The organism is Eisenbergiella sp. OF01-20, from assembly GCF_003478085.1.
GTDB lineage: Bacteria > Bacillota > Clostridia > Lachnospirales > Lachnospiraceae > Eisenbergiella.
This window is the reverse complement of record NZ_QUES01000003.1, coordinates 340,312-361,221: the sequence shown is the minus strand read 5'-3', so window position 1 is coordinate 361,221 and position 20,910 is coordinate 340,312. Positions and strand designations below refer to the sequence as shown.

General features: G+C 47.6%; 18 protein-coding genes. 3 read left to right on the top strand and 15 right to left on the bottom strand.

Annotation, left to right across the window (positions count from 1 at the left end; translation table 11 throughout):
• Positions 1-128 precede the first annotated feature (128 nt).
• Positions 129-1,226 carry a DNA alkylation repair protein gene (locus tag DXA36_RS06980; RefSeq protein WP_118677672.1) on the top strand — a complete coding sequence of 366 codons (1,098 nt, stop codon included), beginning with the start codon at positions 129-131 and terminating at the stop codon, positions 1,224-1,226.
• A 62-nt stretch (positions 1,227-1,288) separates the two neighbouring features.
• Here the strand turns inward: DXA36_RS06980 and DXA36_RS06975 are convergent, their stop codons facing one another.
• The 4 genes from DXA36_RS06975 to DXA36_RS06960 form a co-directional block, all read right to left on the bottom strand.
• On the bottom strand, positions 1,289-2,350 hold the full coding sequence (locus DXA36_RS06975) for a family 20 glycosylhydrolase (RefSeq protein WP_182478967.1): 1,062 nt from the start codon (positions 2,348-2,350) through the stop codon (positions 1,289-1,291).
• 28 nt (positions 2,351-2,378) lie between these two features.
• Positions 2,379-4,031 carry an extracellular solute-binding protein gene (locus DXA36_RS06970; RefSeq protein WP_118677668.1) on the bottom strand — a complete coding sequence of 551 codons (1,653 nt, stop codon included), beginning with the start codon at positions 4,029-4,031 and terminating at the stop codon, positions 2,379-2,381.
• A 114-nt stretch (positions 4,032-4,145) separates the two neighbouring features.
• Positions 4,146-5,054, bottom strand: a complete 909-nt coding sequence (locus DXA36_RS06965; RefSeq protein WP_118677666.1) for a carbohydrate ABC transporter permease — start codon at positions 5,052-5,054, stop codon at positions 4,146-4,148.
• Positions 5,048-6,001, bottom strand: a complete 954-nt coding sequence (locus DXA36_RS06960) for an ABC transporter permease (protein WP_118677664.1) — start codon at positions 5,999-6,001, stop codon at positions 5,048-5,050. Before DXA36_RS06960 ends, DXA36_RS06965 begins: the two co-directional genes overlap by 7 nt.
• Before the next feature lie 259 nt (positions 6,002-6,260).
• On the opposite strand from DXA36_RS06960, the gene DXA36_RS06955 reads away from it, so the two are divergent.
• Complete coding sequence (locus DXA36_RS06955; protein WP_118677662.1) at positions 6,261-8,564, top strand: helix-turn-helix domain-containing protein; 2,304 nt, start codon at positions 6,261-6,263, stop codon at positions 8,562-8,564.
• Positions 8,565-8,664: 100 nt separating this feature from the next.
• On the opposite strand, the gene DXA36_RS06950 is transcribed toward DXA36_RS06955, so the two are convergent.
• Both DXA36_RS06950 and DXA36_RS06945 read right to left on the bottom strand, forming a co-directional pair.
• Entirely contained in the window at positions 8,665-9,264 is a 600-nt protein-coding gene (locus tag DXA36_RS06950; protein ID WP_118677660.1) for a TetR/AcrR family transcriptional regulator, read from the bottom strand.
• 183 nt (positions 9,265-9,447) lie between these two features.
• Positions 9,448-9,801 (bottom strand): hypothetical protein, encoded by a 354-nt coding sequence (locus DXA36_RS06945; RefSeq protein WP_118677658.1) that lies wholly within the window; start codon positions 9,799-9,801, stop codon positions 9,448-9,450.
• Between the two features lie 319 nt (positions 9,802-10,120).
• Between DXA36_RS06945 and DXA36_RS06940 the strand changes: the two genes are divergently transcribed.
• A complete protein-coding gene (locus tag DXA36_RS06940; RefSeq protein WP_118677656.1) occupies positions 10,121-10,951 on the top strand; it encodes a hypothetical protein in 831 nt (276 codons plus the stop codon).
• 101 nt (positions 10,952-11,052) lie between these two features.
• Here the strand turns inward: DXA36_RS06940 and DXA36_RS06935 are convergent, their stop codons facing one another.
• The 9 genes from DXA36_RS06935 to DXA36_RS06895 form a co-directional block, all read right to left on the bottom strand.
• Positions 11,053-12,177: a DHHW family protein gene (locus tag DXA36_RS06935; RefSeq protein ID WP_243114585.1), complete on the bottom strand. Its 1,125-nt coding sequence runs from the start codon at positions 12,175-12,177 to the stop codon at positions 11,053-11,055.
• Between the two features lie 24 nt (positions 12,178-12,201).
• Complete coding sequence (locus DXA36_RS06930) at positions 12,202-13,617, bottom strand: MBOAT family O-acyltransferase (RefSeq protein WP_118677652.1); 1,416 nt, start codon at positions 13,615-13,617, stop codon at positions 12,202-12,204.
• 17 nt (positions 13,618-13,634) lie between these two features.
• The gene (locus DXA36_RS06925; RefSeq protein WP_118677650.1) at positions 13,635-14,192 is read right to left on the bottom strand and encodes a DUF4358 domain-containing protein; all 558 of its coding nucleotides are present in this window, start codon (positions 14,190-14,192) and stop codon (positions 13,635-13,637) included.
• A gap of 27 nt (positions 14,193-14,219) precedes the next feature.
• The gene (locus DXA36_RS06920) at positions 14,220-15,176 is read right to left on the bottom strand and encodes a GDSL-type esterase/lipase family protein (RefSeq protein WP_118677648.1); all 957 of its coding nucleotides are present in this window, start codon (positions 15,174-15,176) and stop codon (positions 14,220-14,222) included.
• A 370-nt stretch (positions 15,177-15,546) separates the two neighbouring features.
• The gene (locus DXA36_RS06915; RefSeq protein WP_118677646.1) at positions 15,547-16,203 is read right to left on the bottom strand and encodes a ThuA domain-containing protein; all 657 of its coding nucleotides are present in this window, start codon (positions 16,201-16,203) and stop codon (positions 15,547-15,549) included.
• Between the two features lie 175 nt (positions 16,204-16,378).
• Complete coding sequence (gtfA, locus tag DXA36_RS06910; RefSeq protein ID WP_118677644.1) at positions 16,379-17,827, bottom strand: sucrose phosphorylase; 1,449 nt, start codon at positions 17,825-17,827, stop codon at positions 16,379-16,381.
• A gap of 48 nt (positions 17,828-17,875) precedes the next feature.
• Positions 17,876-18,865 (bottom strand): LacI family DNA-binding transcriptional regulator, encoded by a 990-nt coding sequence (locus DXA36_RS06905; protein WP_182478966.1) that lies wholly within the window; start codon positions 18,863-18,865, stop codon positions 17,876-17,878.
• A gap of 127 nt (positions 18,866-18,992) precedes the next feature.
• Positions 18,993-19,853 carry a carbohydrate ABC transporter permease gene (locus DXA36_RS06900; RefSeq protein ID WP_118677640.1) on the bottom strand — a complete coding sequence of 287 codons (861 nt, stop codon included), beginning with the start codon at positions 19,851-19,853 and terminating at the stop codon, positions 18,993-18,995.
• Positions 19,853-20,737, bottom strand: a complete 885-nt coding sequence (locus DXA36_RS06895; protein WP_118677638.1) for a carbohydrate ABC transporter permease — start codon at positions 20,735-20,737, stop codon at positions 19,853-19,855. Before DXA36_RS06895 ends, DXA36_RS06900 begins: the two co-directional genes overlap by 1 nt.
• Between the last annotated feature and the right edge of the window lie 173 nt (positions 20,738-20,910).

Sequence of the window (20,910 nt, the reverse complement as noted above, 5' to 3'; positions counted from 1 at the left end):
TGGCCGCACAGGGAAGCAGGCCCGGGGGACGCCATACTTTTTTATCTGCACCCGGGGAAGAAACAGTGCTTCCTTTTTGCGTTTCTGTCTGCTATCATGATGGAAACCGGACTAGAAAGGAGAAACCTATGGCAGATTTATTTAAGGACAGATATCGTTATGAATCGCTTTGCAAACTCGCTTCAGAGATCCAATCGGTTTACAGGGGATTTCCTGCAGACGAATTTATACAGGCAACCATGGACAAAACGTGGGAGGACCTGGGCTTCAAGCAACGGGTTTTGCAGATAAGTAGTAACCTGGGAAAGTATTTGCCGGCAGACTATGAAGCGGCCATTCGTATCATTGATCAGGTGATACCGAATTACGCTATCTGTTTCGACGGTTTTGCTCTTTTTTTCCCGGCTTTTGTAGAGCTGTTCGGTCAGGATGAGGAAAATTGGGATATTTCTATGGCGGCTTTGGCGAGGTATACCCCCTATGCCTCTTCTGAATTTGCAGTCCGATCCTTTCTCATAAAGGATGAAGAACGCATGATGGCCCAGATGTATGCCTGGTCCGAGGATGAAAACGAGCACGTCCGAAGGCTCTCCAGTGAGGGATGCCGTCCCCGGCTGCCGTGGGGACAGGCACTGACCAGCTTTAAAAAAGACCCCTCACCCATTCTGCCCATATTGGAAAACTTAAAAACCGATTCTTCCCTCTATGTCAGAAGAAGTGTGGCAAATAATCTGAATGACATTTCCAAAACCCATCCGGATCTCGTAAGGGAGCTTGCAGAGAAGTGGTATGGAAAAAATGATAACACTGACTGGATTCTGCGGCATGGCTGCAGGACATTGCTCAAAAAAGGAAAGGAGGATGTGCTGAAGCTGTTCGGATACAATGATGCCGCCGTGGCCGTCCGGGACTTTGCCTTAGAATCGGCGGCTGTCCGCATCGGCCAGGATATCCTTTTTTCTTTTACGGTTTTGGCTGAAAGCGCCGTAAAAGCCAGAATAGAATATGGGATCGATTATGTGAAAGCAAGCGGGAAACGAACCCGTAAGCTTTTTAAGCTTTCAGAAATCACTTTGAAAGAAAAGGAAAAAAGGTTCTACCGGAAAAAGCATTCCTTCAAAAATTTAAGCACCAGGAAGCATTATCCGGGTATCCATACGCTTACGCTTATTATCAACGGGAGGGAATGCGGCAAAGCGGATTTTGAACTATATGATTATGTGTAAGATGCTGCCGGATGCAGGAATTGGGCCGGCAGAATGAAGCTGCCGGCCCGTTTTCTTCTGAATCACGCCCTGTTACCAGTACATAACTCCGATACTTTGGCGAGAACCTGTCCTACAAAATAGCTTGTATTATTATCGTCCGGATCTTCCTGCCTGATCCCTTTCAGCAGATGCTGCATCCGTTCTTCGTCAAAGGCATCCCAGTGCGTACACAAGACGCCCCCTATTTTTCCCGGGTAATGCAGCTTTTCTGCGATATATTCCGCTTCTACCATGTAGCCCAGCATATGGCCTGCCTGTTCCGGATCCATAAAAACGGATGGAAAAACGGTAAACCCTTCCTCCAGGAAGCGATCCACGGACGGATATCCATGAGGATGACGATCATAATGCCAATCCGTAATCCCTATTTGTCTGCTGATCCTTTCCCGATCCTCCATAGCTTTATAGATGCCAAACCTATCGGCCTCCCACATCTGGTAATGCATTTTCGATGCATCCAGAAGCCTGTCTCCCCACATTAAAGTTCTGACTCCTTTTTGTTCCAGATGTTCATGTATGGTTTTGACCGTTTCCGCGAACAGCAATGCTTTATCCTTCCCTCTGCATTCGGGACAGTCATCCTCCCCAATATCAAATACCTCGTCCATACCGATATGGACGGTATCTGTTTCAAAATCCTCTATAACCTCATCTAGCATGGGAAATATATAATCATATATCTCCTTTTTAGAACAGCACCAGCTGTGGCAGTAAATTTCCGGCCATTTTGCATTATAGGGTACTCCCGGCCGTTCCAGCAGATGAGGATGTTTCTGATAAAGGGGCCACGGCTTTCCTCCATAATCGGACTGATGACTTAGGCACTGGAACAGCGGGAGCAGCCGGATACCATACTCCCTGCAGCATTGGAGGATCCTTCGGATATCCTCTTTGCAGAGAGTCCCCGTGGAAAATTCCGGAAAGCACCGATACGTATAACCGGGATTTAATTCCAGTATGAGTGTGTTAAACCCAAGCGGGGCCAGGCCCTTTTCAAGGAACCGGCAGAGTGGTTCCCCGGCTTCCCGTGCATGGATTCTTGTGTGAAATGCCAACATTCTGCTGTCTCGATCTTTTTTCATATTCACTCCTGTCTGCGGCCGCATCCGGTCAGTCTGCCTGATTTCGGAAAACGGCATTTGTCATAACTTCCATGTATTTATCCAGTCCCAATACCTTCAGCTGGTCCTGATACGCATCCCATTCCTCCTCTATACTGGACTGACCGGAAACCCAGGACGCAAAGGAATCCTTCACATACTTATCTAAATCCGTCTGCACGGTGGAGATTTCCGTACTTTCCTCCGGTGTAAGCCAGTACGCCGGAATGGGTTCTTTGGTAATATAAGGCGCATAAACGTCATCCGCATCCTGTTTTACCTGTTCAAATGCACTGAGGGGAAGCTGTTTCTGAATGTCCGGCATGATACAATAGGGCATTCCCGTAATGGAAATTTTATTGCGGTAGCTGTCCATATTTTCTCCGGCCGGAGGCTCCAGAGCGCTGAAGCTGCCGTCATCCTTTCTTTCTATCAGTTCACCGTAAGGACCTTTCATAATCTGAACGGAATTATCTTCCCCATAAATATAATCAAGCCAGCGCAGAATGAGCATGGGATTTGCAGCATTTTTCGTTATTGCACATTGATCCTTAAATACGGAATAAGGTCCCTGAGGCCATATCGGTTCGGGGCTTATACTGCTGGAAAGAGGGGGAAGGGCAGTATATTCTTCTTCAAATCTTTCCTGGCCCACGACTCCGGGGCCGGACCAGTCGATAAACAAACCGTAAACGGTTTCGTCCTCTTTTCCCTTTGCCTTAAACTGATCGTCACTGTGGGTAAACAGTTCCTGATCCAGAAGCCCTTCTCGAAACAGTTTGTTCAGGTAGAGAACCGCTTCATAATAATTTTCTGTTGCAGGCACAAATACGAGGCTGTTATCTTTTACCGCGATATGCTGATCCGTGCTGTCTCCCAACCCGAACCAGGCCAGCATATGGCACAGGCCATGTGACTGTGTGGAGAAAGGGATCTCATCTGCAAGGCCGTTTCCGTTCGGATCCTTATCCCTGAATGCCACAAGGACATCAAACAGTTCGTCCACCGTCGCCGGCATTTCCATATCCACCGCTTCCAGCCATGCCCGGTTGATCAGAACTACATTTTCCGTTACGGGCTGGGGCGCCATGATCGGAATTGTATAAATATGGCCGTCCGGTGTGGTTACCGTATCCCGTCCCTCCGGGAAACTGTCCAGGCAGGATTGGATCCGCGGAGCATATTGTGTGATCAGCTCCTCCAGAGGAATGTAAATACCTTCGTTTGCCCCATAACGCATGATATCTGTGTCATTCAGCAGCCAGCCGCATACCATATCCGGATACTCCCCGCTGGAATACATGAGGTTTTTCTTTTCCGTAGCCACATCCCCCGAATAGGCCAGCCAATTTATCTTTACGTTTGTCTCCTCTTCAAAGCGTTTAAACAGCTCCATCTCATTGGGATCTGCCGTCGAATTTACAAGAATTGTTATTGTTTCGGTTTCCCTGCATAACGGCAGCCCTTCCAGATACACATTTCCGATCCTTTCACGCCCGTCGTCATCGACTACAATCTCTCCTGCGGCTTTCTGTGCAGCAGACTGCGGCTCGTCTGCGGATGTCTGCGGCCCGTTCTTCCGGGAACATCCCGGCAGTGAAAGGATCAACAGACCTGCAAGAAATAAGGCACCCATCTTTTTTATTTGCTTTTTCCTTTTCATATAACTCCTTTCTGCTTTTATAAAGCAGTGTAATTTTATGTTGCAGACACCTTTTTAGTAGGTATCCTTCTCAAACCGGCCGTACGCTCCGGTTGATTGTCCACAGATAACGCATTATTCCTTCAGGGATCCTATCATTACTCCTTTTACAAAATACTTCTGAATAAATGGGTACAGTATCATAACCGGAAGGCTGGATAGGATAATCAGGGAATACTTCATCAGTTCGGCAAGCTGCTGTTTATGCAGCAATTCGGACTGATCCTGCATAATTTCCGTGATCTGCTGATTCTGGGAAAGCAAATCCCGTAAAATCAGCTGGAATGGGAACTTTCTCTGATCATTCAGATAAATCATGGCTGTGAAATAACTGTTCCAATGGGACACCCCATAGTACAGAACCAGAATTGCCAGGATTGCCTTGGACAGAGGAAGCGCAATCCGCACAAAAAACCTGGTATTGCTGCAGCCGTCAATTCTGGCGGCATCCAGCAGTTCTTTGCTGAGTGTGGACTGGAAAAAGCTGCGGGCTATAATCAGATTATAAACACTTACCCCGACCGGAAGAATCAGCGACCACATAGAATCCAACAGATGGCATCCTCTCACAACGAAATAAGTTGGTATCATACCTCCCGATAAAAACATGGGTATCATAAAATACAGGAGCAGAATTTTCTTTCCTTTTAAATCCCCGCGGGACAGGGAATAGGCCGCCGGCACTGTCACTATCAGGTTAACTATTGTCCCCGTGACGGTGTAAACAACGGAATTAAAAAAGCTGCGTACGATCCGCGGATCCTGTAAAACCGCCCTGTAGCCTTCCCTATTAATCCCTATGGGCAGAAGGGTAACCATCCCCGTACTCACCTTAGACGGATCACTTATGGAAGCTATTACCACAAAATATAGCGGATACAATGTAATCACAAGCATAAACCCGAGAAAAATATAACAGAATACCAGAAAAACCTTATCACCGCCGGGCTTGCCATTTTCCTTTGTTTTTTTTATTTTTACCATAGACTGTTCTCCGATAATTTTTTCGAAACCGAATTCACGACAACTAATAACACCAGATTAATAACCGAATTAAAAAGCCCCACCGCTGTGGAAAAGCTGATATCATTATTTAAAATACCCATTTTATATACATACGTCGCAATGATTTCCGAAGAAGCAATATTCGTATTATTCTGGAGCAGAAAAACCTTCTCGTAACCCACCGACATTATGCTGCCCATATTCAGAATCAGCAGTATTATGGCTGTGGGAAGGATCCCCGGCACATCAATATGCAGAATTCTTTGAAGCCTTGATGCCCCGTCAATCATCGCCGCTTCATGCAGCTGGGGGCTGATACCGGAAAGCGCGGCAAAGTATATCACGGAATTCCATCCTGCCGTCTGCCATACCCCCGACCACACATAAATATGGGGAAAGAAAGAGGCATAAGCCATAAAGTTAACAGGCTCTTTCCCGAATACTCCCAAAAGCTTATTGACCATCCCGGCTCTGGGCGATAGGAATAAAAGAACCATACCGCACATGACAACCGTAGATATAAAATTAGGAGCATATGTCACCATCTGTACCGTTTTCTTAAACCATTTTGCCCGGATTGTATTTAAAAGCAGCGCCAGAATTATGGGAAACGGAAACCCTACCGCAAGCGAATACAGGCTGAGCAATAAGGTATTCTTCATCAGGACCGGAAAATAAGCGGATGAAAAAAATCGGGTAAAATGTTTCAAACCCACCCAGGTACTTCCCAGAATTCCTTTGGAAACGGAGTAATCCTTAAATGCAAGCACAACTCCATAGATTGGAAGATAACTGAAAATAAAAAGAACAGCGATGGCCGGAAGGAGAAATAAATATAAATCGTAATTTCCTTTCAGATATAAAACCCATTTTTCCTGCTTTTTTTTGTTCTTCCCTTTTTTCTTACTGACAACATCGTTTTTCAAGCTGTTCCCCCCTTATCTTTGGCATAGCTTCACTATAGCAGCGCGATTGTATAAAGTAAATAATTCATTTTGTTTTACATGTGCAGTTTTGTATATTTTTCACATATTGATTAATAATTTTTCCACAGATATGCCGTTTTTGCACGTGATATGTCATAATTAACCAGCCGTATTTTGTACATTTTGATTGCATTTGGCAACAGAAAATACTATGATATAGGTAAGAAATTTAGGAAACCGGCGGGGGGCGTACCGTACTATGCATAAATGGAAAAACAAAAGTATTCTGCTTCGTTACATGGGATCCTTTCTGATTGTCCTTCTCCTTCCCATGTTTTTCCTGTGTACCTTTTTTTTGCGCAGTCTGAATAATCTCCTGGAAAGACAAACACAGGAAATGAAAAAAGTATATTTTGAGGAAGCTTCGGAACAGATTACGGAGCTTTTGAACGGAATCGTTGACAGGGCATACCAGATATCCCAAAATGACACCTTTGGCCGTTACCGCCTCACAGACCAGATCCGATATGGGAAAAGTATCGTCAATGAATTGAATTCTTCCCGGCAGATCTGTGAAATTGCGGAAGATATCTGCATCTATTCCCCTTCTCTGGAATACTCCTACTCCAGCAGCAGCACCTTTACCCGGGAACGTTTCGTCCGCCTGATTACTGACGGAATGATGGATGAGCAGGGGTACGAAGACTTTTTAAAGAGCATGGATTTACGCAATGGCTGCCCTTATTATACCGATACTTCTATTTACATCTACTTTAATCTTCCTACCTATACCTTCCAGTCGGATATCTATTTGCTATTTAAACTGGATCCCGGACTGATTGGCAGTAAGCTGACCAATGGCCGGAGGCTGACTGATTCCGGCTATGGTATCTATGGAAGCAACAGCAACCTCCTGTTCTATGATGGAATAATGAATGATAAAATAAACAGCGATCTGAAAGAGCTGCTTTCCCACAAGCCCTCCGGTACGGAATTTCCCCTGTCCTGTGTCCTAAACGATAACGGGGAAAAATATGACGTATTTATTGATTATTATCCGGTCACTGATTTTTACTATTATTCCCTCAGCCCGCAGAACGCCATGGTATCCCTGGTTACCCAGAAGCAGAGCATTACTTATCTGGTCATTCTTCTGGTATTTTTATGCGGGAACCTGCTCTGTCTCCTGTTTACCTATGTCAGCTATAAACCAATCCAAAGGCTGAACACAAAAGCGGAAGCTGTACTTACCTATCTGGATAACAGGGGCGGCACCACATTTACCGAAACCAAAAATGAACTGGATATCATACAAACCGCCCTTCACAGCCTTCAAAGTTCCCTGGAAGCCTTTACTGTTTCCGGCGATATCCGTGACAAGGCAATCAAACAGTTTCTGATCAGCAGCCTGCTGCTGGGCCGTGTCAATAATCCGTCTGCCGTATCCAACGGGCTTCTCCAGTTGGGAATTACGGCCGATACGGAATTCGTGCTTGCCGGTATCATATACCTGATAGACAGTTCCGGGGAAGGAAAGGAACTGACGGCCCAGGAATATCTTTCTTTTCTGGAAGCTTTTTCCCGGGAGGGTATTACCCTCTATGCCATCGAAGGAAGGGATCCCAATCAGATCGATCTGATGCTGACACTGGACAAAGATGATATTTTGCTCTATCAGCCCTTTTTTGCCATGCTTCAGGAGCAGATTACGCAGCGATTCGGCATTACGGCTACTATAGGGATCGGAACCATATATCCGGAACTCAGTCTTGTTTCCATTTCTTACATGCAGGCATCCCAGAAAATAAGAGGCCGGAGCTTAAAGGACGATGGAAAAATCCTTTACCACATGGAAGAGGATGACGGCAGCCGTTTCTACCAGCAGATACGCAACTACTTTCCCCGTTTCCGTTCTGCGGTCCGGGAATGCATCCCGGAAGAATCTCTTCGGCTCCTTCAGAAAATGGAGATGGCAATTATCGATTCCGATATGCAAATCAGCGAGGTACAGTTTTTACTGGCCTGCATACTGGAAGTTTTAGTATCCGCTTTTTATAATTATGATTTTGAGATTGACGGCAGTTTTTACAACCGTTATCAGATGAGCAATATTGAGAAAATCACTACTCTTGACGCACTTCGGGCCTTCCTTGAAAACCTGTCGGCAGACATGTGCTCCATCATGAAAGATGAACGTCTCATGAAAGAGGAAAATCGGAAAAAGCGTCAGGAATCCCTCTCTGTCGTGGAACGGATTCAGGATTATATTGACTGCAATCTGCAGAGCCAGCAGCTTTCCATCACCGGCATGTCTCATGAATTCGGCGTATCCGCCTCCTATCTATGCCGTATATTCAAGGAAAAATATGGAATTACCGTTTTGGAATATATCAATACACAACGGATCGGACTGGCGAAACAGCTTCTGGTTGATACGGATCTCACCGTAGAAGCCATTGTTAAGGAAATAGGGTTTGTCAACGCCTCCAGCTTTATAAGAAAATTCAGCGGCGTTGTAGGTATCACTCCCGGAAAATACAGGGAAACCCGGCTTCGTTATTGATTCCGCTCCGTTCTGTCCCTGCCAAAAAGGACGGCAGCCCCGGAACCGGATTCCTCCGAACCGGGCTGACGCCCTTCTTCATATCTTTCTATAATTACATTTACTGAAATACCGCCGCAAACATCTGCAGATAGCTGTCGATTTCCCTTTCCAGATTTTCCGGCTTAAAGTCCGCCCTGCTGCTGTAATCCTCCGTCAGGCCCTTCAGCGTATACTCCACACTCTTTATCACTTTTTCCCTGCTTGTCCTGGGGGAAAGCTCACTGTAATCCGCCTGTTCCATGTAGCCGTCAATTTTTCCCGTATAATTCCCGTGCGCCTCTTCGATGGCCCTGACTGCAGGTTCCCAATCCTCTTTTTCCGCCATATCCAGGAACCGTCTCATATAAGGATACATTTTCAGCACCCTCATACGGCCCGTTTCCATTTTCTTCATCAGCAGAAACAGATCGGTATCTGTCTCCTTAATTTCCCGGGAAAATTCCAAAAGCATAAACCGGCTGCTGTAATCAAATAAAAAAACATATAACCCCAGCTTGCTCTCAAAATAATGGAAGAGCAGCCCTTTACTGATACAGGCGGTTTTCACGATATCATCCGTACTGGCATGACGGTAGCCGTTTAGCGCAAACACCTTCAGAGCGGCATTTATTATCCTGTCCTGTTTCTCTTTTTTTAAATCAAAAAATTTATCATTCATGGAGCCGCCTCCTTTATGGAACACCTGTATGCTTCCTGTTTATCATAGCACATCGGCATCCGCCCTTCAAGCTTGCCTCTCTCCCGGCGCTTCCCCTTTCCCGGGAAGTATGGAGTCTGCCGGCGGGCAGACTCCATATTCCTCAGGCGTAAGCCCTCCCCATATACCAGAAGCCCGTCATACCTATTTCGCAAAGTAGCGATATTCTACTTCTTCAATTGATAACGACATACAGGGATTTTCCAGCCTTTCCCTGACTTCTTTTGTTATATTCAGAAAGGATTCCCAGAATTTTGCTTTGTCCGCGGCCTCCACCGGATTCCTGACCGTGGAGATAACATGCACGGTTTCTCCTACATTGCATCCGGCCTTGGAGCTGCATACATACTTGCTGATATAAATGAAGGCCGTAATGAATATTCCTGCGCACTGGTACTCCTTTTCCGCACATATTTTCCACAAATGGGCGAGATAATCATCCGTATAATATTTTGTATCCATACCGAAAAGATTTATAATATATCGCTCTGTTATCATTGTACCACCTATATATAGTCTTTTTTATATAATATGTCTAAAAAACAGACACGTTACGACACCATTTCCTTTTTTATGAAAGACATCGTTATTCTGCGGAGTACATGGCAACGGTATCTCTCATGAAAGCCGCCCGGCACAAAGGGCCGTCTGAACTGTTATCCATTCCTTCCAAATTAATACATTTTTAATACATATTTTCTTTTCAATTCCGCAAAATAGTATTAAAATAACAATAAGCGGGTTCAGCCGCTGAAATGCAGGCCCGGTGCATCCGGTCCGTTTTATAACAACAGCCTTAAGAAAGGGGTTTAGAACAATGGCCAGAAAGTCAAATGGATTGGGAAGATTACTCGCCGCTGCCGCAGTTATTGGCGCCGCTGCTGCCGGTACCTACTATTACCTGAAAAACAAAGAGAGCTTCACGGACAAAGAAAACGCTGACGGCGGAGAGGATTTTGACGAATTCGACGTGTTCGATGATGAAGATCTCAATGACGACTATTCCGACAGTATGTCCTCTGCTGCCGATGAACATGACGAAGCTCATACCCATACCAAAGAGCAGGAAGCGCATTCTTCCGATAAGCATACTTCCGACAGACAGGGAAACTGCCGTTCCTATGTCTCCCTCGATCTGAAAAAAGCAAAAGAAAAGGCTGACGCCCTTATCAATAATGTTTCTGAGAAGGTTGAAGACACCGTACAGAAGATCAAGTCCTCCGAAGAATATGAAACCGTTACCTCCAAGGTGGATGAGGCGGTTACCAAAATCAAAAATTCCGGGGAGTTTGAAACCGTCACCACAAAAATCAATGATGCCGTGGAGCGGATTAAAAACAGTAACGAATATGCCAACGTTGACGAACAGATGGAATCCGCCCTTAACAAGGTTAAGGAAGCAACGGAAAAAGCCGTAAACAAGGTGGGTGAAAAAATAAACGCTACCATGGGCGCTGCGGAAGACATGACCGGAAAGGCTGCCGATACGGCTGCCAATACCGTTCATGAGGCGGCGCAGGAAGTGATGTCTGCCGCTGATGCCGCAGCGCAAAAAGCGGAAGATGCAGCGGAGGATGTAAAAGAAGCGGCGGAATCTGCCGCCCGGGATATGGCACAGGACGCTTCCGAAAAAGAAGAAAAGGAATAGCTTCCGGACAAAAAGGGCCGTTGTACCAGTGGTTTTCCATCAGTACAGCGGCCCTTTTTGTGCCATCCTATTCTGTTTTCCCCTTTTTCCTTCCTCTTTCTTCAGTATACACCGCGGATCCCGGTATCCGTATCCAGTGTATTCATGTTGTAAAGAAGCACCACATCTGTCACACCCGGATGCTCCTTTATAAAAGCAGAAGGCCCTTCCTTATAGTATCTGGTATCAAAAACATATATTTTTTTAAAATGGCTGACCAGGAAGGGCACGATGGAATTGGCATAGCTGTCCTTTATCAGTACCAGCTCCCTGTCCGTTTGCGCCGTATCATTTGTTATTTCCACCAGGGGATGCAGGTTATCCAGGAACAGGGAATATTTGTCCTTCTGCTGCGCATAATCCAGATTATAAAGGCTGTCCGTTTTTTCTCCCGTGTCCCTGTATTCCACCGTGAGACGGTCAGCGGGATTGGTATAAATGGTAATCGCTTCTCCCGGCCGGGTGTAATCACCCGATTTGGAATATAAGGTGCCTTTAAAATCTTCGGCAGCCGTCTGCACCGTCAGTTCCTTCCGGTCAACCGGTTCCAGCCCCATCTCTTCGCAAAAGACACGGTAACCCTGGTAAGCGCCCAGCGTGGTCCAGTGGTGATCCGTCTTGTAATACAGCCCTTCCTCCTCACAGGTCAGCAATGCCCGGCTGCAGTCTATAGGTACCATACCGGATGCATCGTACAGAGTCTGCGCCGTCTCCATCTGGTCCCGCCAGGAGACATGTGCAGGCAGTTTTTCCCGGTACACATGATACGCCGTGGGTACCAGCATGAGCCTTGGCTCCAGCTGCAGACTCTCCAGCTCTTCCGCAAAATTATGCAGGGCGGCGGCAATCCGATCCGTATTCACCGGTGCCGCATATTCTTCTATCAGATAACCATCCCCGGCAAAAAACACCTGGTTAATCTCCCTTTTTCCAAGCGCATATTCCATTCCGGTTTTAGCTCCCACAAAGAAATCCCGGAACGGGAACTGGTCCGCCAGATAAGAGCTCCAGTCCTCCATGTATGCACCGCTGACTGCCCGTTCCCATGTAAAATGGGGAAAACCAGCAAGGTAACGGTTTTCATTTTCGGAAAACGTCTGTTTTTTCCCGGCCATAAAACCTGCCGCAAGCGCAAGCACCATTCCAGCAAGGATCAGGGCCGTCAGGCTTCTGATTCTTTTTTCCATTGTCATCTCTTTTCCAGCCGTCCCTTAAAATCTGAAATATAGAAACGGATTATAGGTATCGTTTACCAGATACGCGGTGGTGAGCAGAAACAGCAGGACATAGCCTGCCAGGGCGGCCGTCCGGAACGCCGTCCTTCCGGCATTCCCCATACGGCTAATCTTCTGCTTTACCCAAGGGTATACGGGAAATGCCAGTACAACGGCCGTCAGCAAAACCACTCCGTAATTGGAAAGATACCACAGGCATTCCTCTCCCCACCATGTGTTGCCCGCACAGGCCGCCATGGACTTAAGATACGCCCCCATGGCCCCGCAATCGTCAAATACAAAAATAACAAAACCGAATACCACAATCAGCAGGGTATACATATGCCGCACCGCTTTGGGGAACCGTTCCAGCCGTCTGCCCCATACATATTTCTCCAGCGCCAGCAGCAGGCCATAGTAAAGCCCCCATAGGACAAAATTCCATGCGGCCCCGTGCCATAGCCCTGTGAGGAACCATACGATCAGCATATTGCGCAGATGCCTTGCCGTCCCTTTCCGGTTCCCGCCCAAAGGGATATATACATAATCCCGGAACCAGGTGGACAGGGATATGTGCCAGCGGCGCCAGAAATCCGTAACCGAAACGGAGGAAAGAGGGTAACGGAAATTCTCCGGGAAATGAAAACCCAGCATCCAGCCCATGCCGATAGCCATATCGCTGTATGCGCTGAAATCGAAATACAGCTGCAGGGTGAAGGCGGCCGCTCCAAGCCATGCCGTCGCCGCACTTGCCGACCCTGCCGGCAGAAGGCGGATTTCTTCCCACAAGGCTCCCGTCCGGTTGGCAAGAAGCACCTTTTTGAAAAGCCCCTGCATAAACCGGAACAGCCCATTTTCCACCTCTTCTTTCTTTATCTTCCTGCTGTGCAGTTCCTCATTCACCGTGGCAAAACGGACAATCGGCCCTGCCACCAGCTGGGGAAACATGGACACATAGGTGAGGTAGGTGAGATAATTTTTCTCCGCCTTCACCTTTTTCCGGTACAAATCAATGCTGTAGCTCATTGTCTGGAAGGTGTAAAAGCTGATCCCCACGGGAAGCCCCAGCCCAAGAGGGGAGAAAGAAGTGCCGGACAGCGTGTTGACCGTCTGAATCAGAAAATCCGCATATTTGAAAAAAGCCAGTACCGAAAGATTTATCACCACGGAACAGCAGAGGAAAAAACGACGCCGTCCCGTCGTCGTACCATACCGGGTCATAAGCCTTGCGTTGCCGTAATCCACACCGGCTGCAAACAGCATCAGCAGAATATACACCGGCTCTCCCCACGCATAAAAAATAAGGCTGAAAACGAGCAAAACTTTGTTTTTCCAGGAAAAAGGAACCGCATAATACAGAAGCAGGCAAAACGGCAGGAAGAAAAACAAAAACGGGATACTGCTGAAAACCATTGTTTACTCCGCCCTTCCTATATTCCCGTCCGGATGACCCGGATAATATCATCCGCTTTTTCGGAGATCACCAGATATACATAACTGCCCTCTGTTTTCACGGAGCTTTTATCCACAATATCATACTGGGCAGGAAGATAATCTTTCATTTCCCCGCTTTTTTCTTCCCGCACCACCTCCAGGGCCGCATGGATACCGGCGGCATCCGTCTCCTCCTTCACCTTCATGAGAATAACGGTTTCCGCACTTGTGGCATCCTCGGACATAGAGAATACATATTCCTCCAGCTTCTCCGGATCGATTCCGTAATAATTGCTGATAAAGCTGTCCGTCATAGTTACCGGGGAAATAAGCTTGACTTTCTGCATAATTTCCTCGTATATATCCTGTACGGATTTGGTTTTCTCCGCTTCTCCCTCATTTCCCGCTTCCTGTGCCTCCTCTGTCTCTGTGCGTACCTCCTTCAGGGACACCTCCTGCGTTTCCGTTTCTTCCGGCGCCTGCGCGCAGCCTGCCAGCATCAGCGCTGAAGCTGCCAGACCAATCAAGATGCTTTTCCAACCTGCTTTTTTCATACTGTAAACACGGCTCCTTTTCCTTTTTTAATATAGCTGTTCCCTGGCATAATCCCGCAGTACGGATACCCAGATATCATAGGCCTCCGGCCTTTGATGGGCAAAATCGTCGCTGCAGTATTCCGCCGCCAGATCCCCGTTTTCATCCGCCAGCGGTTCCGTAATGTCCACAAAGCCCCAGCCTTTTTCCCCTGCCAGCTTTTTCAGTTCTTCATTATACCGGCGGATGGTATCGTTTTGCAGCATACCCGTTTCCCTGCCGTTAAGAATATAGGTCATACTCATAATATGTATTTCGGCATTCGGATCCTTTTCCTTAATCTTATCGATCAATTCCGCATATTTATCACAGGTTCCTTCCACACCGTTAATATTCAGGTCATTCATGCCAAACATCAGGAAAATACGCCGGCTCCCCATCAGGGAAATAGAGTCCCATATCTGCCGCTGTTCTCCCTGGTAGACCGGGTGAACGCTTTTCTCATCAACCGGCCAGAGGGCGTTATTCACGGAGAAGCTTCCCGCTGCCAGAAACTGCGGCCTGCTTAAAAAAGTATCCTGCCTTTTCATGGCATAATTCCGGAAACCCAGCATAATGGAGTCCCCCACGAAAACGGAATCATCAAAATACGAATCGATCTGTGCCTCCGCTTTTTTCTCTTCCTCGGACAGCTCCGGTTCTCCGGCCTCGCTTTCGGTTCCGCTGTCCGTTCCCGCCTGCGTTCCGTCTGTCTCCCCTTCTCCCGCAGCCGCTGCCCGCGCCGCTTCTTCCAACGCCATTTCCTGCCACATGCTTTTCACCAGCGCAAGCTTCCCGCTCTGCGTGGTCTCCATAATCCGGGGTTTCTTTTCCGCCGCGTATTCCAGCGGGCGCTTCTCGGCGGCATACACCCGGGTCAGGCTGCCCCCCACAATAAAAAGAACCGCCGTCAAGGCAGTTACCCGGTATTTCCACTTTGCTTTCCCTTTCGTTCCAGTTTCCATTTCCTCATCCCTTTATCAGGCACACCTGCTTCTGTAATCCGTTTGTTTTATCAGTGTTGCTTGGCAGCTTAATTCCCGCAGTCGGGTTCCCTTTTTTTACAGGCTCCCGCTTTACATGGAATTTGTAATGTATCCCTTGCAAAAAGCAAGTTCCGGCTACCTTTCAAAGTTTACATGCGCGATGCATCAAATCTCCATCAAAATTGCATCATAGTTGCATCATTTGTAATTTCATGTCAATCCATGACGAAAAAAGCAGAGCGCCGGCAGCAAACCCTACCAGGCTATCTCCCGGTAAAACCGATCCCGCATGACAAGCCGGTTTTCATCGGAATGAACGGCCGGTTCCCCGGCATCATAACAAAAATATTCACTCCCGTCCGCCTGCACACCAGCATATGGCGTTTTTCACAAGCTTTCTGAACTGGGGATTCTCCCATACGGATAAAATATGCCCGGGAGTAAGGACACAGATCCGCCCTTTCCCCATTGTCCGCACATATCCCCCCATCTGCTCTCCGCCGTTCTCCGATCGGGTAGTCAGAAGCGGCAGAATATCCCCTGCCAGCTGATCCAGCTGATAATGCTCATCACGGATACAAAAATCCGCCACCCCCTCCGTGACCGGGTGTTTTCCCGTCACCGTCACCTTTACATCACATCTGGGCGGATGGGTCACAAAACTGTTCCCCACAAATTCCGTATAATCCCTGCATGTCTTGGCAGTAAAGCTGTTTCCCGCATGGATGGACAAAAATCCGCCGCCTTCCCTCACATAGCTTTGCAGCTCCTTCGGCCCCACCTCCGTCACTCCGTCTTCAAACCAGGGGGCGTCGTTCCCGCAGCTGATTGCGTTTCCTTTCGCATTGACAAGCAGCGGATAACGCCGGATCCTCTCCGGTGTGAGGATGTCCTTGGCATCCTTCACAAAATCCAGTCCAAACCCTTCCTCCTTCAAAAAAGCCATCCCTTTTTCCACCACCTCGCCGGGATGCCAGCGATCATCACATAATACCAGTATATCCATACCCTATCCTCCCCGTCTTTTTTGTATCTGTCCGGCGCCTTCACAGGCCGCTTGCTGAATCGTTATCTACCTTTTCAGTATAACTTTTTTCAGGGCAAGATCAACCATTTTTGAAAGGTACAGGCAAAAAGAACCGGCCTGCCCGGCCGGTTCCCCTTTTCTCTATTACCGTATATCAGAATTCCGGTTTTTTCGTTTCTCCATCGGGAGAAGTGGCAGTAACAACGAATTCCTTAGTGGTGAAATCCGCTTCCAGACGAGCCGTATACCCATTGCTCTCTCTTACGATAATGAGTTTTCCGTCCTCACAGTCCTGCATTTCGAAGCTGCCGTCAAAGGCGGGGAAGGAATTCCTGAACTCCATGAGTTTTATCAGCTTCTCCACAACCGGCCTCTTCACTTCCTCCGCAATCTCTTCCCCGGTGTAATAATGACGGTTGATATTCCTGCCCACCTTGGTTTCTTCCAGAAGCTTCAGGTCGTTCTTTCCTGCCATCAGCCCCACATAGTAAACCTGGGGAATACCCGGTGCGAAGAACTGCACGGCCCGCGCCAGGAGGTAAGCCCTGTCATCGTCACCGAGAGCGGAATAATAGGTGCAGTTTACCTGATAAATATCCAGGTTATTGTATGCGGCGGTATTGTAAATTTTCTTTACATTGGCGCCGTATTTGAATATATCCTCTTTTGTCCTGTTGATTTCTTCATCCGGCAGCAGATCCTTCACATCCACAACGCCGATTCCGTCATGGGTGTCCAGGGTGGTAAACTGCTTTCTGGGGCAGATTTCCAGCCAGTTCTTCAGGTATCTGGTCTGTCCGTAGTACAGGGCGTTAATCAGCAGCATGGGAAGGGCGAAATCATACACATAATAGCCTTTTTCCTCAATCTTCTTCTGCATACTGTAATGTTCATGGATTTCAGGAAGGATTTCCACCTGGTAAGGCTTCAGGATTTCCGTACACTCATCCAGCAGCTCCCAGATATCCGGCTCAATAAAGAAGCAGCTGGTGCCGGCTTTTTTGGTGGCATAAGCAAAGGCGTCCAGACGGATCATTGCCGCGCCGTGCCTGCACATGCCGGTGAGGTTATCCCGGATAAATTCTTTGGCCGTTTCCGACTTGCAGTTGATATCGATCTGCTCCTCATCGAAGGTACACCACACCTTTTCCGTGGTCCCGTCTGCGAAATGGGCGTCCACGTAGGGCGCGCGGGGTTTTCTCTTATAGATCACATCCACCTGCTCCTGTGTGGGTTCTCCGCCTTCCCAGAAATCCTTATAGCGGATGAACAGATCATGATAACGGGAGGCATCCTTTTTAGCCAGGAAATCCTTATAATATGCACTCTGTGCGGAAATGTGGTTAATCATATAGTCAAACATCAGATAATAGTTATCCGCCAGCGCTTCCACTTCCTCCCAGCCGCCGAACGCGGGATCCACTTTGGTATAGTCCATGGGTGCAAACCCCCTGTCCCCGGAAGAGGGGAAAAAAGGGAGAATATGAACACCGCCGATTGCATCTTTGAAATATGTGGAAAGTACCTTTTCCAAATCCTTAAGGTTATGCCCCATGGAATCGGAATAGGTAATCAACATGACCTTGTTTTCTAACTTTTTCATTTTTTACCGCCTTTCTGCAATTACAAACTGATATGATAAAGAAAAGCTTTATCTTGTTGTCCCGCCCTCCACAAAGGTAACAGGCAGGATAATCCGCCTTTCCACAGGCTTTTTTTCTATGAGCTTTATCAGCGTATCCACACAGGTAACCGCCATATCCTTTACAGGCTGGGCGATGCTGGACACCGGATAATCACCCACATTCAGGATACGCATCCCGTCATAGCCGATAATCTGCACATCCTCCGGCACCCGGATCCCCATCTCCGTCAGCTGCTTCAATACCACGATGGCATGGACATCGGAGCTGGTAAAAATACCGTCATACAGCATGGCCCCATTTTTGACACACTGCTTCAGGAAACCTACGATTTTTTCCATCTGGTGTTTGGACAGGGTGGTTTCTTCGCCGAAATCCATACGCGCAGCCTCCACGCCGCCCTGCATACAGGTATCCACAAAAGCCTTTCCCCGCTTCAGGGTCTCGCCCTCCAGATTGGATCCGTTACGGATATAGATTACATGTTTACATCCTGTGTGGATAAATTTCTCGGCAGCCAGGCGGCCTCCCATTTCATTATCACTGGATACACAGCATATCTGGTGCTTAAAATGCCTGTCTATGGATACAAAGGGCATATCCGCTTCCAGATATTCATCCGTATTGCTGTAGGTCACGGCTATGAGGCCGTCCACTTTATTCTGTTTGGCCATGTTGATATAGGCCAGCTCCCTGTCCGCATTACAGTGGGAATTGCATACCAGAAGCTTATATCCGATAGCTGCCAGCACCTGCTCCACATAATTTACCAACAGGGCGAAAAAGGGATTGATCAAATCCGGCACAATAATGGCTACCGTAAAAGTCTGCTGCGCCTTCAGTCCCCGGGCATACGTATTCACCTGATACCCCAGCCTGCGGATGGACTCCTCCACCCTGCGTCTGTTATCCGCTTTTACATACATATTGTTCAGCACCTTGGACACCGTTCCCACCGATACGCCGGCATCTGCCGCAACCTCTTTAATCGTTACCATTTTCTTTCCCTCCCAGTGATTCATATAGGTTTTACTCAATCCTTTTATATTACTTCTCCTCATGATACCCTGAAAATCACTGTTATGGCAATCAACAATTTGCTTAAATCTGTATTTATAAAACCCGTCAGGATTTCACCGCGCCGGCAACCACACCTGCAATAATGTATTTCTGCAGGAACAGATATAGGATGATAACCGGAATAACCACCATGATCAGGGATGCCATTATCAGCCCCAGATCCGAAGAATAGGTTCCGTAGAACATCTGTGTGGCGATAGGCAGTGTGTACAGCTCTTTTTTAGTGAGTACCAGGGACGGAAGCAAAAAGTCGTTCCAAAGCCCCATGGCATACAGGATAACCAGGGTCGCCGTCGTGGGCTTAAGCAGCGGGAGCACGATCCGGAAAAAGGTCTGATGCCTGGAGCATCCGTCCAGCCGCGCCGCTTCCTCCAGCGAAAGCGGAATGCTGCTCTTGATAAAACCGTGATACATGAATACCGACATGGCCGTGGAAAATCCCACATGCATCAGAATCAGCGTCAGCCTGTGATTGAGCAGATGAAGCTGCCCGCCGTAAATGGAAACCAGCGGAATCATGATTACCTGGAAAGGAATTACCATAGATGCAATCATCAGGGAGAAGAATATTTTATTCAGTTTATAGTCCGTACGCACGAAAATATAGGCGCACATGGAGGAAACAAGGATGATCAGCAGGACGCTGATTCCGGTAATGCACAGGGAATTCATAAATGTCCTGGGGAAATTCATCTTGGTGAAGGCTTCCACATAGTTGGCTGCAGATGCCCCGTTTGTCCCTATCAGGGCAAGAGGCTCCTTGATAATATCTCTTTTCGTTTTGAAGGAGTTGATTACCACCATAACAAAAGGGAACATGTAAATGATAAAGCAGGCTGTCAGCACTATCATTTTCAATACGAAAGAGACTTTTTTCTTAAGAAATCCTTTTGTATTCAGATCCATTATGCTTCTACCTCCTTACTCTTTCCGATGAACGCCTGGGTTACGGCAATAATGGCGATTACGAGGAACAATATCAAAGCTTCCGCCTGGCCCAGACCGTATTTCTTGGAGGAGAAAGCCATATTGTACACATACATGGCAGCCAGTGTGGTGGAGCCGTAAGGGCCGCCTTCCGTCAGGGAAATGTTTACATCGTAGGTCACGAACGCCCTTGTGATAGCCAGGAAGAAGCAGATGGTAAAGGTGCCCGCCATCATGGGAAGGGTGATGTAACGTGTGGTTTTCTTTTCGTCGCAGCCGTCGATTTTAGCGGCTTCCTTCAGATCCTCGGAGACTCCCATGAGGCCTGCGATATAAATCAGCATCAGGTAGCCTGACAGCTGCCATACCGTTACGATTACCAAAGCCCAGAAGGCCTTGAAGGGATCGGACAGCCAGGAAGTGGAGAACAGGCTGATGCCTGTGGCCTCACCGATAACGAGGATAGCCTGTTTGAACACGAACTGCCAGATATAACCGAGTACGATACCGCCAATCAAATTGGGGGTGAAAAAAGCCGCCCGGAAGAAATTGCTTCCTTTTATCTTGCTCGTTACCAGGTAAGCCAGTCCGAAGGCCACCACATTGGCAAGAATAACGGCGATAAATGCATACAGGATGGTTCTTCCCAGAGACACCCAGAAGCTTCCGTCTTGGAACAGGGCGAAGTAATTTTCCAGCCCTACAAAAGGGATGCTGCTGGAAATGCCGTCCCATCCCGTAAAGGTCAGGTACAGACCGAATATAAATGGTACAATGACTACTGCTGAAAACAGAATAACAGCAGGACCTGCAAAGCTGAGAAACATCATCGCTTTGTAATGGAACTTATTTTGATTCTGCATAATTACCTCCCGCTTACTGTGGAAGCTACGCTTTCACAGTTTTGATGGCCTTTCGGCCTGGTTGCTTTTATACATGGTACTTCCCGGTAAACCGGGTATGGAAGGGGTTGTGGTAAGCAGCCTGCTTTTCACAGGCGGGCTGCTTCAGCGGGCTTAAACAACGGCTGTTTTAT

What these genes read in the sequence shown, in the direction of transcription:
- DXA36_RS06980 (WP_118677672.1), top strand. Translation starts at nt 129, where the DNA reads ATGGCAGATTTATTTAAGGACAGATATCGTTATGAATCGCTTTGCAAA.
- DXA36_RS06975 (WP_182478967.1), bottom strand. Translation starts at nt 2,350, where the DNA reads ATGAAAAAAGATCGAGACAGCAGAATGTTGGCATTTCACACAAGAATC.
- DXA36_RS06970 (WP_118677668.1), bottom strand. Translation starts at nt 4,031, where the DNA reads ATGAAAAGGAAAAAGCAAATAAAAAAGATGGGTGCCTTATTTCTTGCA.
- DXA36_RS06965 (WP_118677666.1), bottom strand. Translation starts at nt 5,054, where the DNA reads ATGGTAAAAATAAAAAAAACAAAGGAAAATGGCAAGCCCGGCGGTGAT.
- DXA36_RS06955 (WP_118677662.1), top strand. Translation starts at nt 6,261, where the DNA reads ATGCATAAATGGAAAAACAAAAGTATTCTGCTTCGTTACATGGGATCC.
- DXA36_RS06950 (WP_118677660.1), bottom strand. Translation starts at nt 9,264, where the DNA reads ATGAATGATAAATTTTTTGATTTAAAAAAAGAGAAACAGGACAGGATA.
- DXA36_RS06945 (WP_118677658.1), bottom strand. Translation starts at nt 9,801, where the DNA reads ATGATAACAGAGCGATATATTATAAATCTTTTCGGTATGGATACAAAA.
- DXA36_RS06940 (WP_118677656.1), top strand. Translation starts at nt 10,121, where the DNA reads ATGGCCAGAAAGTCAAATGGATTGGGAAGATTACTCGCCGCTGCCGCA.
- DXA36_RS06935 (WP_243114585.1), bottom strand. Translation starts at nt 12,177, where the DNA reads ATGGAAAAAAGAATCAGAAGCCTGACGGCCCTGATCCTTGCTGGAATG.
- DXA36_RS06930 (WP_118677652.1), bottom strand. Translation starts at nt 13,617, where the DNA reads ATGGTTTTCAGCAGTATCCCGTTTTTGTTTTTCTTCCTGCCGTTTTGC.
- DXA36_RS06925 (WP_118677650.1), bottom strand. Translation starts at nt 14,192, where the DNA reads ATGAAAAAAGCAGGTTGGAAAAGCATCTTGATTGGTCTGGCAGCTTCA.
- DXA36_RS06920 (WP_118677648.1), bottom strand. Translation starts at nt 15,176, where the DNA reads ATGGAAACTGGAACGAAAGGGAAAGCAAAGTGGAAATACCGGGTAACT.
- DXA36_RS06915 (WP_118677646.1), bottom strand. Translation starts at nt 16,203, where the DNA reads ATGGATATACTGGTATTATGTGATGATCGCTGGCATCCCGGCGAGGTG.
- gtfA (WP_118677644.1), bottom strand. Translation starts at nt 17,827, where the DNA reads ATGAAAAAGTTAGAAAACAAGGTCATGTTGATTACCTATTCCGATTCC.
- DXA36_RS06905 (WP_182478966.1), bottom strand. Translation starts at nt 18,865, where the DNA reads ATGGTAACGATTAAAGAGGTTGCGGCAGATGCCGGCGTATCGGTGGGA.
- DXA36_RS06900 (WP_118677640.1), bottom strand. Translation starts at nt 19,853, where the DNA reads ATGGATCTGAATACAAAAGGATTTCTTAAGAAAAAAGTCTCTTTCGTA.
- DXA36_RS06895 (WP_118677638.1), bottom strand. Translation starts at nt 20,737, where the DNA reads ATGCAGAATCAAAATAAGTTCCATTACAAAGCGATGATGTTTCTCAGC.